Here is a 17393-nt window from a genome sequence, read left to right as displayed (position 1 = left end):
ATCTGAAGCCTTAGATTTAATAGATTTTTCTTGGTCAGAATTAGCTAACTCTTGTTTTTTGATCAATACATCTGTGAGCACATTTTTATACTCAGTCGTAGATTTTGTAGTTTCTTTTAATAATTGATCAATTTTTTGCAACTCTGCTTCATAATTTTTTTGAGATTCTTCTGTCTTAAAACTCTTGTCTTTTTCTTCCGTTTCCTTCAGTTTAAGATAGATTTTTTTCAAAAGTTCTTTAGCTACTTCCCCTGTGTTTTGTGTCACATGAAAATCAAGACCAGAGATAGGTAGAGCATAGTGGCGATGCTGTGCTTGGTATCCCATACCTAATCGATCATTGTCAGCAGAACTTATTTTCACAGTATAGTCTGTTACACCTACTGGTAAGTCAATATCTCTACTAGTAAAGCTACCTGCCACTCCATTTGGGATAGAGCCTGCTTGCGCCATTTTATTCTCAATATCTTGCTTATTCAAGGGACTTGTCCCTTGTATGTATTCCCTCGTGACACTGCTACCATCTGAAGCTTTACGTACTGTCATATCGTTATTAGCTGTATTGTTTTGTGGATCAAAAGTTACATCATACACTGGATTAGTAGATGACGCCGAAGTGAAAACTTGCACCCTATACTTCGCTTTTGATCCATCAATGTCACCAGAATATCCTGTTTTAAATGTTATTTTAACTTTTGAGCCACTGTCTGGTGAATAGGCTTTAAAGGTCTTTTGAATACCATTATAGCCCTTAAGACCATATGATAATTGTGGTCCTAAACCACTCAACTGGTAGTCTTTACCATTGAAGGTTGGCTCGTTTTTACTCGCTTGAGTTCTGACTTCCGATAAGTACAGCATATAGTCTGCAGATCTATCAATTGCTTGCTCTCTGAGATAGGTCTTAGTTACGTTACTATTAATATTTCTAACGGTATTGATCGTTTCAATAGGAAAAACACCTTTATCTGTTTTTCTTGCAATAGCAAACTTCCCATTTCCTTCTGAATCCGTTATAGCAGTCCAACCACCAAATTCATTTAGATTTTTAACAGTTCCTTTTTCAACACCTGTAGCCGCTCCAAGAGAGTCTAATTCCTCGGAAACTTTCCTGTTATTTTCAACCGTATCATTCAAATCACGAAGTTTTTTAGAAAGGTCTTCTACACTATCGTCAGCGCTTGTCCCTTCAAACACTTGATGAGCAGCTGGATCAGTATCCGTCGTTGCTCCATCTGTTCGGAATGGATTGTTTCTATCTAGGGACTGACCGTTCCGTGAATCATGTTGTCCTGAGTTTGCGATAGAGTTGGTTCCTGTAGCTTTCTCAGTATTGCTAGCTTTCTTACCGACAGTAGCTTTTCCTTCTGTGGTATCTAGTTTAGGACTTTCCACCTGCGCTTTAGGCTTGCTACGTAAACCGCTGTTCACTGTCATAAAGAGTCTTCTATAAGCTTTTGTTAACTCGTCTTGACTTTGGGCTGTTGTTAGGGCAAGTTTTGCTAGTGCTAGATGTTCTTTAAGTGTTGCGACACTCTCATCTGTCTTAGTAGCATAGCTACCTGAGGATAATTTAGCATCAATTTCTGCTACGTAATCTTCTAGCTGTTTTTTATCCAAGTCAGATGTAGCCTTTTCTTCTGCTTCTTCTGTTGCTGAAGCAGGAGCTGGAGTTACGGATGCTACACTTTCGTCAACAGGAGTTGGAGCAGGTGTTTCGTCTTGAACTTTTGAAGCAGGAGCTGACTCCACTGATGTTGAGCTTGAGTCAGCAGGTGTTGGAGTAGTTGTGTCTGCTTGAGCTTTCGGAGCAGTCGAGTCACTGGCACCAGAATTTTCATCCAACTGATTGTTTGCTGGATTAGCTGCTAAGGCAGAATCTGTTGCTGTTACGTTTGGTTCTGCTGCATACACTGCACCATTTCCCAAAAACATGAAAAATGCTGCAACCGCCACACTGGCCGCACCAAAACTTACTTTTCGAACAGAGTAACGAGTTACCTTCTCACGTCGTGAGCGCTCTACTCGACTCATAGAATGATTATTTTCCATTTATAAAGACTCCTTTATAATTTATTAATGAAAACGGCAATGCTAGTTAATATATATATATATATTAACTCAAGTTATAACTTATACATTGTTTTCAGTCTAATTTTATCATTGTTAATCTAATAAATCAATTATTTTAATTCATTGGACAGAAAAATAAAAACACACTTAGATTTTATTTCATGCCGAAGTTGAGACAGCACATTGAAACTTCTAAAACATTGCTATAAACTTGTTTGAATTCCCCAATAAATTTGTTCGCAGTTTATTTCAATCTACTGTAGTCTTCAACAGTTATAAAAGCGAAATCAAGAAAGTATATAAGAACAGCTTCATTCACACTAACAAGACCTAAGATTTAAAAACAAAAAAACGAACAAAATAGAATTCTAACTGTCTAGAAAACTAGTTTTATTCGTTTTTTATGTTTAAGTCTAAACTTTCATTTCAAATTCTAATAACTTAACGCACTTCTGCATTGACTTTTTCTTCGAGCGATGCTTGGATTTTTTCCATGTAGCGTGCGACTTCTTCGTCTGTTAAGCTATCTTCTGGATTTTGGAAGGTCAAGCTATAAGCCATTGACTTCATACCAAGTCCCAATTTTTCGCCTGAGAAGACGTCAAAGAGTTTGATATCTGTCAAACGTTTTACGCCTGCAGCTTGGATAGCATCCACAACTTCTTGGTGAGTCACTTCTGCCTTGAGAAGAAGGGCAACGTCACGGCTAACTGCTGGGAATTTCGTGATTTCCACAAATGGATCTGCTGGCTGAAGGGCAGCCTCGATGGCTGAAAGGTTAAGCTCCGCTACATACGTTTCTGGAATATCGTAAGCCTTAGCAGTAACTGGATGCACTTGGCCAAGGAAACCAAGAACTTGGTCACCAAGTGAAATCACAGCTGTACGACCTGGGTGAAGACTAGCAATCTCAGCTGTTGCTGTATAGGTCACTTCTAATCCCAAGCGAGTAAATAACGCTTCTAGGATTCCCTTAGCATAGAAGAAATCGACTGGAACTGCTGCCGTTTGGAAATCTTTTTCTGCAACCAAGCCTGTCAAGGCAAAGGCAAAGCTATTGATCTCATTCGGTAGGTCTTCTTTTGGATTGCCTGTTTGTTCAAAGACTTTTCCAATCTCGTAAAGAGCCAAGTTTTTGTTCTTACGAGCCACGTTATATGCCACCGTATCAAGGATACCTGAGATCATATTTTGACGGAGGACTGAACGGTCCACAGTCATTGGCCACATGAGTTCTGTAAGGTTACTTGGTTGAGCTGTGAACTCAACTGCTTTTTCAGGAGTTGTTAGAGCGTAGGTAATGATTTCTGTCAAACCTGCTCCTTCAGCAATCGTACGAACTTGACGACGAAGTTTTTGTGTCGCAGTCAATTCACCAGCTGTCCCATCGTCTTTTGGTAGACTAGTTGGCAAGCGGTCATAACCATAGATACGAGCGATTTCTTCAAAGAGGTCTGCTTCGATGGTGATATCCCAACGGCGACGTGGGACGCTGACTGTAAAGCTATCTGAATTTCCAGAAAGGCCAAAACCAAGACGACGGAAGACGTCTTCTACATCCGCGTAAGAAAGTTCTGTACCAAGGACACGGTTAACATCAGCAAGGGTTGAAGAAACTTCCACATCAGAGGTATCAAGCTCACCTGCTGAAACGATGCCCTTACGAACCGTCGCACCAGCAAGTTCTGCAATCATGCTAGCCGCCGCATCAAGGGCTTCATTGACTGTTGCCACATTGATGCCTTTTTCAAAGCGAGAAGATGACCCAGAACGAAGATTCAAGCGACCACTAGTTTTACGGATAGATTTGCCATTGAAGACAGCAGCTTCAAGGACAACGCGACTAGATTTTTCAGAGATTTCTGTTGCTTGCCCACCCATGACACCTGCAAGAGCTACTGGTTTGTCTGCGACAGTGATAACTAAGTCATTCACGTCCAAGTCACGTTCTTCACCATCTAAAGTCACCAATTTTTCACCAGCACGCGCTTCACGCACACGGATGTCATTGCCTTCAAAGGTATCCAAGTCAAAGGCATGCATTGGTTGACCAAAGTAGAGCAGGATGTAGTTGGTCACGTCCACCACGTTGTTAATAGGACGGATACCTTCATTCATGAGAAGGTTTTGCAACCATTGTGGACTTGGTGCGATAGTCACATTGTCCAAGATACGAGCGGCATAGTAAGGCGCCTTGTCTGTCTCAATGCCCACAGAAAGAGCATCCGCTGCAGCTTGGTCAGTTTCTGAAAGAGTAAATTCTTTAAAGTTGACTGCCTTATCATAGATGGCTGCCACTTCGTGAGCCACCCCACGCATAGAAAGAGCGTCCGCACGGTTTGGAGTGATGGAAAGTTCGATGATTTCATCATCCAAGTCTAGATATGAGAATACTTCCTCACCTGGAACGGCATCTTCAGGTAAAATTTGGATACCATCGGCGAATTCCTTAGGCACAACTGAGTCAGAAATGCCCAATTCACCAAGCGAACAGATCATCCCAAGTGACTCTAAACCACGGATTTTTCCTTTTTTGATTTTGTAGTTGTCAGCGATGCGAGCTCCTGGAAGAGCCACCATAACCTTGATACCAGCACGCACATTTGGGGCACCACAGACGATTTGACGGGCTTCTTCTTCGCCAACGTTAACCTGACAAACATGGAGGTGAGTTTCTGGAACATCTTCGCAAGACAAGACCTCACCGACGACAATTTTCGAAAGACCGGCAGCAGGTGATTCGACACCTTCTACCTCGATCCCTGTAGTTGACATTTTTTCAGCCAACTCCTGTGATGGCACATCAATGTCCACCAATTCTTTTAACCATTTATAAGATACAAGCATAATTTAGTTCTCCAGAATGACAGTTGTCACTCTGGTTCTTTTCCTTTCCTATCATTTCAATAGAAGAATCATCTTCTTACCTTAATTTCTTTCTCAGTAACCAATCCGTATCTACTTTTTGACCAACCATAAAATGATGTTGGCTAAATTTTTCAAAACCATATCGATTATAAAATGCTTGAGCTTTTGTATTATGCTCCCAAACACCTAACCAAGCCCAAGAAAAACTATTTTTTGTAGCAAGTTCAAGAGCGAATTCAAACAGTTGCTTACCGAATCCAAATCCTTGGAATTTTTGTAGCACATAGAGGCGTTGAATTTCAAAAGCATCTTCTAATTCTCTCTCAGTTTGAGCACTTCCCCAGTTGACTTTGAGAAAACCAGCTATCTCCTCTTCATGCATAATGAAATAGGTTTCGGATTCTGGATTTTCCAACTCAGTAGACAAAACTCTCAGACTATAAGCCTCTTCAAAGTATTCCTGTAACTGCTCTTCCGTATTATCATGCGCAAATGTTTCACGAAAGGTTTGTTTGGCTATTTTAGCCAACACCTCAACATCTGGCATTTCTACTTTTCTAATCATTATTTAAACTGTTCTGAGAAGCGGACATCTCCTTGGTAGAATCCACGGATATCGTTGATTCCATAACGGAGCATGGCTACACGTTCTTGTCCAAGACCAAAGGCAAATCCAGAGTAAACAGTCGCATCGATACCACTCATTTCAAGGACACGTGGGTGAACCATACCGGCCCCCATAATTTCGATCCAACCTGTTTTCTTACATACGTTACAGCCTTCTCCACCACACTTGAAGCAAGAAACATCCACCTCAACAGATGGCTCTGTGAATGGGAAGTAAGATGGACGCAGACGGATTTGACGCTCTTCACCGAACATTTTTTGCACAATCAACTGAAGGGTTCCTTGAAGGTCTGCCATAGAGATGTTCTTTCCAACAACCAAGCCTTCGATTTGGTGGAACTGGTGACTGTGGGTCGCATCGTCTGTATCACGACGGAAAACGCGTCCTGGAGAAATCATTTTCAAAGGACCTTTAGAGAAATCATGGGCATCCATGGCACGCGCTTGAACTGGAGACGTGTGAGTACGGAGTAAGATTTCTTCTGTGATATAGAATGTGTCCTGCATATCACGGGCTGGGTGGTCTTTGGGAAGGTTCATACGTTCAAAGTTATAGTAGTCTTGCTCTACTTCAAAACCATCCACAACTTGGTAACCCATCCCAATGAAAATATCTTCGATTTCTTCACTGGTTTGTGTGAGGACATGACGGTGACCAGCCGCAACTGGACGACCTGGAAGTGTCACATCGATACTCTCGCTAGCCAGTTGAGCCGCGACTTTCTTTTCTTCCAAGAGCTTAGCTGTTTCTTCAAAAGCAGCTGTCAAGACATCGCGCGCTTCATTGACGTGTTTCCCAATGATTGGACGCATCTCAGCAGAGACATCTTTCATCCCTTTGAGGATTTCAGTAAGTGAACCCTTTTTACCAAGGACAGAGACACGCAAATCTTGCATCTCTTTTTCATTTTCAGCAGTAATCTGCTTCAAGCTAGCCAGCGTTTCTTCACGAAGCGCTTTTAATTGTTCTTCAATAGTTGACATAATTCCTCCATCAGTCTCTCGTAGATAAAAAGAAAACCACATGCCAAAAACTCCACTCGGAGCGTTGACACGCGGTACCATCCGTTTTTATCTGACAAGTCAGACCTTCATTTCTAAATCCATGCGCAAGTGAATTCACCCAGCTTTCATATAGAGAGCTTGCAGTCACGGCTCTCCTCCCTGATATACTTCCCTTAGGCTACTAGTCTTGCGGATTTCTATTCAATTACTACATAGTTTATCAGATTTTGAGTTAAAAAACAAGTTAGATTAGATTAATTTCAATATAAAACTCATTCCTTTTTCTGTTGCTCCATTTTCCACAAATCCAAGCGACTTGAAACACCTCCTAGAAGCATGATTGTAGGTGTAGATTTCCTTGACTCTCAATTCTTTCCATCCTTTTACTCGAGCCAATTCAATCAAAGCACTTAGAATCTTTTTCCCAAGTCCTCGATGTTGGTAAGCGGAATTCCCAATCACAATGGGGAGATTATCCTGAGATAGTGTAACATCCCCAATTGGAAACCATTCTCCCTTCTCCTTGACTTCAATCCAAAAAAGTTCACCATGCTGATCCAAATGGGAATACATAGCTTCCAAAGTTTCTTGACTATAAGGTCTCTTCACACCATCTACGAGGTGAACCAAGTTCACATCCTGATACCAAGCAAAAGCTTCTTCACAATGATTGACCTTATAATAAGGAACAAGACGCAATGCATTATCTATTTGTAAAATCCGTTTCATCTGCTTTCCTTTTCAATAAGAGAGTTGCTGCTTGATTAAAACCATCACACCAGTTATACCATTTTGCTTCATACTCATCTTGAGGTAAGATATGATTTTTTAAATCCAAAACAGAGTAAATCTTTCTTTCCTCACAAACTTGCGCATAGAGATGATATAGTTCATCACCGCCGTCTCTATCAAACTCAGCAGAAATCGTATCCTGACCTGCCAATAAAGCCTGATAAGCCCTGTGATGTCCATCTGTAATCAACAAGCAATCTCCGAACGCAAGAATACTAATTGGATCAACATTGTTTAATTCTACAGACTGATAAAGTGTCTGGAGGCCTGCTAGTTTCTTTTCTGATAAGTATAGTTGAGTCGGATGAAGATCTGCTATATTGACTTTCATTTCTTTCTCCTCAAAGGAATTTGATACTCACTTCTGCTGGCCTTTAAATCGCCATTGGAAGCGGAGCTTATCATAAAAGGGAAACTCGATAAACAAGACTCCCAAGCCGACACAGAGACTGGCAAGTACATCTGATGGATAATGAACTCCCAGATAGACCCTTGATACCAACACACTGACTAGGTAGAGACCAAGGACGATTTGCACGACTTTTCTCCAGACTGGATCTTTCATCCGTTGACTGAGAATGACAATCAAAGTCCCTACCATCAGCGTCACAGCCAGAGAATGGCCACTTGGGAAAGAAAATCCCTTCTCCTCAACCAAGTGTAAAATAGCTGGTCTCGGGCGCTGGTAGATATTTTTAAAGGTCACGATTAAAAGTCCTGCCAAAGCCAGATTTCCCAACATGAAGAAACTTTCTATCTTCCATCTCTTAAAATAAAAGATAAAGGCTGTAATGACAACCCAAGTAATAATCACTGGAATATCAATCAGACGTGTGATGGCCCTGAAAAGAATAGTCAAGTAATCTGGCAAGTCTCCTCGAACGGCAGTCTGTATCGGTTGGTCAAAACCGACCAGCGTTTCAGGGTAAAATTTGACCATGTAGCCAAGAATAACGAAAAGTAAAAGGGCAAAACTGCCCTTCATTAAAAATGTTTGTTTATCTCTCATAATGTTTTAAGGTTGGTTTCAAGAGAATATACAACAACCAGAATGAAACGGAAAAGATTACACCCTCAATCAAGTTAAAAGGTAATACCATGGTCATTAGGTAGTTGGAAAGTCCCAAAATTTTTCCAATATCAAAGTTAGCAAACTTAGCGTACAAAGGAACAGCATAAACATAGTTGAGAACCAACATAGCCACGGTTAAACCAATAGTCCCAGCTAGAGAGCCTAGTAGGAAACGAAGAGTTGTCCGTTCCTTTTTCCAAATCAAAGCAAATACGATGACAAAAACTCCCAAAGCTACGATATTCATCGGCAAACCAATGTAAGTATTCACTCCCTGGCTGTTAAGAAGCAATTTCAAGAGTGAGCGAAGCAAGAGAACTCCTAGAGCAGCAGGCAAATCCATGACCACCAGACCAACAAGGACTGGCAAGATACTAAATTCTATCTTGAGGAAGGACGCCGCTGGCAAAAGCGGAAAGTCAAAGTACATCAGCACAAATGAGATGGCTGATAAAATCGCAATGGTCGAAAGTCGACGTGTGTTTGTCATAACAGGTTCCTCCAATTTTCTATAAAATCAGAAGAAGTTAGAAAGGATTCCTCTATCTATTCTCACTTTTTATATCCCAAAAGTTCCCTCTCACTCTATTAAAACAAAGCAAGCGGTTACAGTTCAGCTATAAATCTATCAGAACAGACAAAGCTATTCTTTCGTCTTCTCCCATCCAGACTATACTGTCGGTTGTGGAATCTCACCACATCAGCTTGCGCTCGCGGACTTATTTGGCTAAGATATTTTAGATTTATCTAGACGTCGCAGTCGAAGATAATACTTAAAGTATATCGAGACAAGACAACGACGAGAAAGCTAAAATAGCTAGTCAAATTTACCGCCGGTCGGGAATCACACCCTGCCCTGAAGACTCTTTTATCATAACAAAAAACGCTTGCAAGCGCAAGCATTTTGTTCATTTTCATTTTTTATTTCAATTTATCCACTTCATAGGTATGGACGAGCTCAAGACCTGCAAAGTTCTGCTGGCGAAGAGCCTCATAGACAATCATGCAGACGGTATTAGACACATTGAGACTGCGGACATGTTCATCATTCATGGGAATACGGAGAGCCTTCTCAGGATGTTCGCGCATAAAGTCCTCCGGCAAACCCTTGTCTTCACGTCCAAAGAGAAAATAGTGGTCCTCGTCAGTCGATAAATCCACCTCAGAATACACGTTCTCAGCGAATTTAGAAATCAGGTAGAGTTTACCCTTCATCTGAGACATGAAATCCTCCAAACTCTCGTAAAAATAAATCTCTAGCTTATCCCAATAATCCAATCCAGCTCGCTTCATCTTGCGATCATCGATAGGAAAGCCCATTGGCTTGATGATGTGGAGGGGAGAATTGGTTGCAGCGCAAGTACGCGCGATATTGCCTGTATTTTGTGGAATTTGTGGTTCAAATAATACAATGTGATTTGTCATGACTTGCTTCCTTTCACCATTGCAAAAAAATAGCCACACTGCCCGGAGTCAAGCTCAGCAAACAGCGTGGTTAAGGCATCGTTAACTTACCTCACAACAGGTTTGAAGTAAATCAGCGAAACTACTTTCTTAGTATAACACTTTCAGAATCATTGTCAATAGAAACGACTTGATTTTTTCAATTTTTTCAAGCTATTTCCAAGGGTTGTAAAATCGTCCCTGATTCTGCACGATAAGTAGTAAACTAGCTACTAAAAACAAAGCTGCCAAGAGCAAGGTAAGATAATCATCTTTTTTCAAAGCCTGATAACTATACCAAGTGCGTTTTTTCTCTTTCCCAAAGCGTCGAAGCTCCATGGCGGTCGCGATGGTATCAATGCGTTCTAACGAGCTAAAAATCAAGGGAGTGATAATGCGCAGATTGCCTTTGATTCGTTGCATGAGAGAAGCTTTCTTGGATAATTCCATCCCACGCGCCTCCTGAGACATCTTGATAGTAAAGAATTCTTCCTGCAAATCTGGAATATAGCGCAAGGTCAGGCTGACAGAATAGGCAATCTTATAGGACACACCGATTTGATTTAAACTGGAAGCAAACTGACTAGGGTGGGTTGTCATCAAAAAGATAATAGCCAGAGGAATGGTGCAAAGGTACTTAATAGCTAGATTTAGCAGATAAAAGAGCTCTTGACTGGTCAGAGTGTAGGCACCGATTCCCTGCCAAATCACACTTCTCTCTCCGTAAAGTCCCACCCCATACTCAGGAGAAAAGAGATAGACCATCAAAACGTTTAAAACGGCAAATACCGTCGCAAAAACGGCTACAAAGGAAACATCTTTAAAACGGATTTCTGATAAATAGAGGAGAAATACCGAAAAGATGGCAATCAGAACAAGCAGTCTGGTATCATAGCTAATCATGGCAGCCAATGACACGAGAATGAAAAAGAGGAGTTTCCCAGCACCTGACAAGCGATGAATCACAGTATCTCTATGCTGGTAACCGATTAATTTAGCTTGCATCCTTCTCTCCTTTCTTTGTAAAATGCCGTTAAAGCAAGTGGATCCACGTCGAGTTTCTTAGCCAAGTTGAAGATAGAAGTTTCTTTTAGATTGGCTTTTACTAACATCTCAGGATTGCTCAACAGACTAGCTGGATCGGTATCGGCAATCAGTTCCCCATCCACCATGACAAGAGCACGATCAGAATAATCCAGCATCAATTGCATATCATGGGTAATCATGACAATGGTATGACCTTTTTGATGCAACTCTTCGAGAAATTCCATAATCTCAGTATAGTTCTTCTGGTCTTGACCTGCTGTCGGTTCATCTAAGAGGATAATTTCAGCTCCCAAGACCAAAATCGATGCAATAGTCACACGTTTTTTCTGACCAAATGACAGGGCAGAAATAGGCCAATTACGGAATTCATAGAGACCACAGATTTTCAAAGTTTCATAGACTCTCGTTTCAATTTCCTGCTCTTCCACACCTCGCAAACGTAGTCCCAGAGCCACCTCATCAAAAATCATATTGGTTGAAATCATTTGATTAGGATTTTGCAGCACATAGCCTACTCGTTCCGCCCGTTCTGCAACAGAATCTCCTTTGATATCCTGCCCTTCCCAAAGATAGCGGCCTTCAGTCTGAATAAAACTACTTAAGGCCTTGGCTAGAGTTGACTTCCCTGCTCCATTTTTTCCGACAATGGCAATCTTTTCACCCTCTTTAATATCCAGATGAATGGATTTTAAAATCGGTCTATCATCATAAGAAAACGACACGTCCTCTAATCTAAAGAGTGACTGCAATTCTGGGGTTTCTTTTACCAGTTCATTCTGCAACTGAACATGACCTTTTGAGATAGACAAGTTATCCAGATCTGCTAATTGTTCTTCCTTGACTAAATCCACACCCAATTGACGGAGAGTGGTTAGATAAAGGGGTTCGCGAATTCCATTTTGGGTCAACAGGTCAGTCGCCAATAACTGATCAGGACTCCCATTAAAGAGGATACGACCATCGTTTATCAAGACAATCCGATCCACAGGGCGATGCAGAACATCCTCCAAACGGTGCTCGATAATAAGGGTCGTCGTCCCTTCTTCCTTATGAATCTGGTCAATCAATTCGATAATATCCTGACCTGACTTGGGATCCAGATTGGCGAGTGGCTCATCAAACAAAAGAATCGGACTCTCATCAATCAAGACACCAGCCAGACTGACTCGCTGCTTTTGTCCACCTGACAAATCCTGGGGACGCTGAGACAGTAAAGAAAGAAGGTCCAGCTTTTCAGCCCATTTATAAACACGATTTTTCATCTCTTCTAGACCTGTTACATCATTTTCCAGAGCAAAAGCCAAGTCCTCTGCCACGGACAAGCCGATAAACTGCCCATCTGTATCCTGCAAAACTGTACTGACCAGATGAGACTTATCATAAATACTCATATCAAAGGCTGCTTGCCCCTTAATCAAAAATTCTCCAGACATCTGACCCTTGTAAATATTTGGAATAATCCCATTCAAACACTGACCCAAGGTAGACTTGCCTGACCCAGATGGCCCAACAATTAAAACTTTCTCTCCCTTATAAATAGTCAAGTCTATCCCTTGCAAGGTCGGTTCTTGTTGTGTTTCATACCGGAAAGAGAAATCCTTCCACTCAATTATAGCTTCTTTCATCTTACTCTCTTCATTCGCTTCTTAGACTTCTATTTTATCATAAATCAAGCCCTTCTTGCAGTCTCTTCTCTTAAAATCTTAGCGCCAAAAAGATTCCTATCCCAGCTTACTTGCCTAACTAATCTATAAACATCGAAAAAGACTGGTTGCCCAGCCTTCCCCATCATTTTATACTCAATGAAAATCAAAGAGCAAACCAGGAAGCTAGCCGTAGGTTGCTCAAAACACTGTTTTGAGGTTGCAGATAGAGCTGACGCGGTTTGAAGAGATTTTCGCAGAGTATTAGACTTCTATTTTATCATAAATTTACCCCTTCTTGCAGTCTCTTCTCTTAAAATCTTAGCGCCAAAAAGATTCCTATCCCAGCTTACTTGCCTAACTAATCTATAAACATCGAAAAAGACTGGTTGCCCAGCCTTCCCCATCATTTTAATCCTTTTTCAAACTTCCTGCACGAGTTTGAGTTCCTGCATAGGCAAGCAAGAGAAGAGTTCCTGCAATAGCTACAGATACACCATTAGCAATTCCCGCAACAATCCCTTGGGCAAATACTTTTTCTGCAGCTTCTTGATAAATCACAACATCTCCAAGTGGTGCCAAGACACCCCAAACAAGAGCATTTGCAAGTAGTTGAATGAGGTTAAAAATAAGAATATCTTTCCAGTCAAAGACACCATTGATCACGCGAACATACTTTCTAAATAGTCCCACAGCTAAACCAAAGAGCCCGCTAGCGATAATCCAAGTCCACCACAGACCATATCCAGCAAGAGAGTCCTTTATTGCATGACCAATCAACCCGACAAGCAAACCGATAATCGGTCCAAAAATAATAGAAAGTAGCGCTTGTACCGCATACTGAAGCTGGATGCTTGTATTTGGAACAGGGGTCGGAATATTGATCATCCCGATGACGACAAAGAGGGCAGCGCCAATTCCGACAGCAACAACTTGTTTAATTGTAAATTTGATTTCCATACTATTTATTCTCCTATTTTATCCTTCTATTTTCTTTACTTCGATGGTCCAAGATGAACCGACACCTACATTATAGGCCTTGGCAAAAGAGCCTTGGTTGATAGCCAGACCTAAACGATAGAGAGAGTTGATGTAAAGGATTGGTTGCCCAATTCTCACATCTGCAAATGATTTGCCATAGACGACCTGATTTTGATAGACTAGCATATCAGCATGATAGATGGTCACTTCAAAACGATCACCAAATTCTGGTTCCAGCTTGTAAAACTCTTCTCGCGTGATAGAGGTCCAAAGCGAACCAAAACGCACATCCAGAATATCAATAGCTCCCTTCACCAGATGATCTTCTATGATGGTCTCTACGACTGGAAGTTCCACAATCTGATCCACACTGAGCTCTGGTCCCACTTCCTCAAAAGTAATGTGACCGCTGGCTAGTTTAGCACCAGTATAGGCATAGACATCACGACCGTGGAAGGTATAAGAATGCTCTGTATTTTGACGTCTATTGGCTACCTCAGAAATTTCACGAATGGCTACAATACCAACGTGTTTCTTGATAAAAGAAAGCGTCCCATTGTCTGGCGTGACAATGTATTGATTTTTTGCAGTCTTGGCAACCACACTCTTACGTTTCGAGCCGACACCTGGATCGACAACCGATACAAAAGTCGTTCCCTCAGGCCAGTAATCCACCGTCTGAAAGAGACGATAGCTCCCCTCAAAAATATTATAAGGCGTGATATCGTGCGTCAAATGATGAATTTTTAAGGTTGGAGACTCTTCTAAAGCCACTCCAATCATAGCCGATACAGCACCATCAACCAGACCAAAGTCTGATTGTAATACCAGTAAATTATTATTCATTTTATCTCCTTGTATATCCTTTATCATACCATATTTCAGAGAAAGTCGCTAATAGCTATTTCAATTGATTAGGGTATAGTTTTACCTTATAGCAAATTTCCTACTAAAAACTCTGGTGATTAGCTAGTAGGTGCATTTTTTCTTGAAAAAAGGTATGATAGTTACATCATGAAGAAGTAGGTTTTATTATGAAAATTATCCTTGTCGGAGGGGGAAAAGTTGGTTCTGCCCTCTGTCGCTCCTTGGTTGCAGAAAAGCACGATGTTTTGCTGATTGAGCAAGACGAAGCTGTTCTCAATCATATTGTTAATCGCTTTGATATCATGGGTATCCTTGGTAACGGGGCCGATTTTACCATCCTTGAGCAAGCCAGTGTCCAGGATTGTGATATCTTTATCGCCCTGACTGAATACGATGAAGTCAACATGATTGCAGCCGTTTTAGCCAAAAAAATGGGAGCTAAAGAGACCATCGTTCGGGTGCGGAACCCTGAATATTCTAACTCTTATTTCAAGGAAAAGAATATTCTCGGTTTTTCTCTTATCGTTAACCCTGAGCTCTTGGCTGCCCGCGCTATCGCGAATATCATTGACTTCCCCAACGCCCTCTCTGTCGAACGTTTCTTTGGTGGACGGGTCAGCTTGATGGAATTCACTGTTAAATCCTCAAGTGGTCTTTGCCAAATGCCCATTTCTGATTTTCGGAAAAAATTTGGCAATGTCATTGTATGTGCGATAGAAAGAGATCATCAAATTATCATCCCAAGTGGTGACATGACCATACAGGATAAAGATAGAATCTTTGTCACTGGTAACCGTGTTGATATGATGCTCTTCCATAATTATTTTAAATCTCGTGCCGTGAAGAGCCTCCTCATCGTCGGTGCAGGTAGAATTGCCTATTATCTACTTGGTATTCTCAAAGACAGTCGTATCGATACAAAAGTCATTGAAATCAATCCCGAAATCGCCAGCTTCTTTAGCGAGAAATTTCCAAATCTCTACATCGTTCAAGGAGATGGTACCGCAAAAGATATCCTGCTGGAAGAAAGTGCTCAGAACTATGATGCCGTTGCGACTCTAACAGGGGTCGATGAGGAAAATCTGATTACCTCTATGTTCCTTGACAGGGTAGGTGTACAAAAAAATATCACCAAGGTCAATCGTACCAGTCTCCTCGAGATTATCAATGCGCCTGATTTTTCAAGTATCATCACACCTAAAAGCATCGCTGTAGATACGATTATGCACTTTATTCGTGGTCGGGTTAATGCCCAGTATTCAGACCTTCAGGCCATGCACCATCTAGCCAATGGCCAAATCGAAACCCTGCAATTTCATATCAAGGAAGCTAATAAAATGACTGCCAAACCTCTTTCTCAACTAAAACTAAAAAAAGGGGTTCTTATAGCAGCCATCATTCGAAAGGGCAAGACTATTTTCCCTACTGGGGAGGATATGTTGGAAGTTGGAGACAAGCTCCTAGTAACAACCTTGTTGCCAAACATCACCAAGATTTATGACTTGATCGCGAGGTAAGAAATGAATAAAAGTATGATTCGCTACCTCCTTTCAAAGTTACTTTTGATTGAAGCTGTTCTTCTTTTGGTTCCTGTGGCTGTTGCTATCTATTACCGTGAATCGAGCCAAGTCTTTACGGCCCTCTTTACAACGATTGGGATTCTCGTATTACTAGGCGGCTCAGGAATTTTACAAAAGCCAAAAAATCAACGGATTTATGCCAAGGAGGGAGTCTTGATTGTTGCCCTCTGTTGGATCCTTTGGTCCTTCTTTGGTGGTCTCCCCTTTGTCTTTGCTAGACAAATTCCCAGCGTTATCGATGCCTTTTTTGAGATCAGTTCTGGCTTTACAACTACTGGAGCAACTATTCTAAACGACGTTTCGGTTCTCAGTCGTTCCCTCCTCTTCTGGCGAAGTTTTACCCACTTGATTGGAGGGATGGGAGTGCTTGTTTTTGCGCTTGCTATTATGGATAATGCCAAGAATAGTCACCTAGAGGTGATGAAGGCTGAGGTTCCTGGCCCTGTTTTTGGTAAAGTAGTATCCAAACTCAAAAATACTGCCCAGATTCTCTATCTCCTTTATCTAGCTCTCTTCTCCCTCTTTGTCCTCATCTATTATCTGGCTGGCATGCCCCTATTTGATAGTTTTGTCATTGCCATGGGAACAGCAGGTACAGGAGGTTTTACAGTCTATAACGACGGGATTGCTCACTATGGTAGCTCACTGATTACCTATCTGGTTAGTATCGGAGTTTTGGTTTTTGGGGTAAATTTCAATCTCTACTACTACCTCATGCTCCGTCGCGTCAAGGCCTTCTTTGGAGATGAAGAACTTCGAGCTTACTTGGTCATTGTACTGCTTTCTACAGGATTGATTAGCCTCAATACCCTCTATCTCTATCCAGGATTTTCAAAAAGTTTTGAAATGGCCTTCTTCCAGGTTTCCAATATCATTACAACGACTGGTTTTGGATATGGAGACATTACCAACTGGCCCCTCTTCTCCCAGTTTATCCTCCTTTTCCTCATGGGAATCGGTGGCTCTGCTGGATCAACCGCAGGTGGACTCAAGGTTATTCGAGGCCTTATCCTTTCAAAAATTGCTAAAAATCAGATTTTGTCAATCCTATCGCCCCACCGTGTTTTGACCCTCCATGTTAATAAAACGGTGATTGACAAAGATACCCAGCATAAGATTCTCAAGTACTTTGTCATCTATTCTATGATTTTGCTATCCCTTATCTTTATTGTCAGCCTAGATAGCAATGATTTTCTGGTTGTGACCAGCGCTGTCTTTAGCTGTTTCAATAATATCGGGCCTATTCTAGGAACCACTTCTAGTTTCTCAATCTTTAGTCCTATCTCAAAAATTCTCCTCTCCTTTGCAATGATTGCAGGTCGATTAGAGATTTACCCAATCCTACTTCTCTTTATGAAGAGAACTTGGTCTAAGAGATAAAATACAACCACACCT

General features: G+C 41.4%; 15 protein-coding genes and 1 riboswitch. Of the genes, 2 read left to right on the top strand and 13 right to left on the bottom strand.

Going from position 1 to position 17393, the window contains the following annotated elements:
* The 13 genes from SMSK564_RS0103090 to SMSK564_RS11235 all read right to left on the bottom strand — a co-directional run.
* Window positions 1–2052, bottom strand: a 2052-nt coding sequence (locus SMSK564_RS0103090; RefSeq protein WP_000429740.1) for a YSIRK-type signal peptide-containing protein, incomplete at its 3' end; no start/stop codon positions are given.
* Between the two features lie 462 nt (window positions 2053–2514).
* The gene (gene pheT, locus SMSK564_RS11290) at window positions 2515–4920 is read right to left on the bottom strand and encodes a phenylalanine--tRNA ligase subunit beta (protein ID WP_000961521.1); all 2406 of its coding nucleotides are present in this window, start codon (window positions 4918–4920) and stop codon (window positions 2515–2517) included.
* Between the two features lie 76 nt (window positions 4921–4996).
* Window positions 4997–5506 (bottom strand): GNAT family N-acetyltransferase, encoded by a 510-nt coding sequence (locus tag SMSK564_RS11285; RefSeq protein WP_000619956.1) that lies wholly within the window; start codon window positions 5504–5506, stop codon window positions 4997–4999.
* Window positions 5506–6552, bottom strand: coding sequence for a phenylalanine--tRNA ligase subunit alpha (gene pheS, locus SMSK564_RS11280; protein ID WP_000103741.1), 1047 nt, complete (start codon window positions 6550–6552; stop codon window positions 5506–5508). Before pheS ends, SMSK564_RS11285 begins: the two co-directional genes overlap by 1 nt.
* Window positions 6553–6822: 270 nt before the next feature.
* Window positions 6823–7272 (bottom strand): GNAT family N-acetyltransferase, encoded by a 450-nt coding sequence (locus SMSK564_RS11275; RefSeq protein ID WP_025170929.1) that lies wholly within the window; start codon window positions 7270–7272, stop codon window positions 6823–6825.
* A 4-nt stretch (window positions 7273–7276) separates the two neighbouring features.
* Window positions 7277–7696, bottom strand: a complete 420-nt coding sequence (locus tag SMSK564_RS11270; protein WP_000867287.1) for a hypothetical protein — start codon at window positions 7694–7696, stop codon at window positions 7277–7279.
* Between the two features lie 27 nt (window positions 7697–7723).
* Window positions 7724–8374, bottom strand: coding sequence for a phosphatase PAP2 family protein (locus SMSK564_RS11265; protein WP_033630798.1), 651 nt, complete (start codon window positions 8372–8374; stop codon window positions 7724–7726).
* The gene (locus SMSK564_RS11260; RefSeq protein ID WP_000185833.1) at window positions 8364–8927 is read right to left on the bottom strand and encodes an ECF transporter S component; all 564 of its coding nucleotides are present in this window, start codon (window positions 8925–8927) and stop codon (window positions 8364–8366) included. Before SMSK564_RS11260 ends, SMSK564_RS11265 begins: the two co-directional genes overlap by 11 nt.
* Before the next feature lie 159 nt (window positions 8928–9086).
* Window positions 9087–9305, bottom strand: a riboswitch (FMN riboswitch).
* A gap of 53 nt (window positions 9306–9358) precedes the next feature.
* Entirely contained in the window at window positions 9359–9862 is a 504-nt protein-coding gene (locus SMSK564_RS11255) for a tRNA (cytidine(34)-2'-O)-methyltransferase (protein WP_000181390.1), read from the bottom strand.
* A 192-nt stretch (window positions 9863–10054) separates the two neighbouring features.
* Window positions 10055–10885, bottom strand: coding sequence for an energy-coupling factor transporter transmembrane component T family protein (locus tag SMSK564_RS11250; RefSeq protein ID WP_001148094.1), 831 nt, complete (start codon window positions 10883–10885; stop codon window positions 10055–10057).
* Window positions 10870–12552: an ABC transporter ATP-binding protein gene (locus tag SMSK564_RS11245; protein ID WP_000656520.1), complete on the bottom strand. Its 1683-nt coding sequence runs from the start codon at window positions 12550–12552 to the stop codon at window positions 10870–10872. The genes SMSK564_RS11250 and SMSK564_RS11245 overlap by 16 nt, the downstream gene beginning before the upstream one ends.
* A 429-nt stretch (window positions 12553–12981) precedes the next feature.
* The gene (locus tag SMSK564_RS11240; RefSeq protein WP_000403160.1) at window positions 12982–13530 is read right to left on the bottom strand and encodes an ECF-type riboflavin transporter substrate-binding protein; all 549 of its coding nucleotides are present in this window, start codon (window positions 13528–13530) and stop codon (window positions 12982–12984) included.
* 18 nt (window positions 13531–13548) lie between these two features.
* Window positions 13549–14397 carry an SAM hydrolase/SAM-dependent halogenase family protein gene (locus SMSK564_RS11235; protein ID WP_001063595.1) on the bottom strand — a complete coding sequence of 283 codons (849 nt, stop codon included), beginning with the start codon at window positions 14395–14397 and terminating at the stop codon, window positions 13549–13551.
* A 188-nt stretch (window positions 14398–14585) separates the two neighbouring features.
* Here SMSK564_RS11235 and trkA point away from each other — a divergent pair, with 188 nt between their 5' ends.
* On the top strand, window positions 14586–15935 hold the full coding sequence (trkA, locus tag SMSK564_RS11230) for a Trk system potassium transporter TrkA (RefSeq protein ID WP_000691701.1): 1350 nt from the start codon (window positions 14586–14588) through the stop codon (window positions 15933–15935).
* A 3-nt stretch (window positions 15936–15938) separates the two neighbouring features.
* A complete protein-coding gene (locus tag SMSK564_RS11225; protein WP_001043422.1) occupies window positions 15939–17378 on the top strand; it encodes a TrkH family potassium uptake protein in 1440 nt (479 codons plus the stop codon).
* The last annotated feature ends 15 nt before the right edge of the window (window positions 17379–17393 follow it).

It is taken from the genome of Streptococcus mitis SK564 (genome assembly GCF_000148525.1).
GTDB lineage: Bacteria > Bacillota > Bacilli > Lactobacillales > Streptococcaceae > Streptococcus > Streptococcus mitis_H.
Note: the sequence above shows the minus strand (reverse complement) of the source record. Positions and strands in the feature narration are given on the sequence as shown.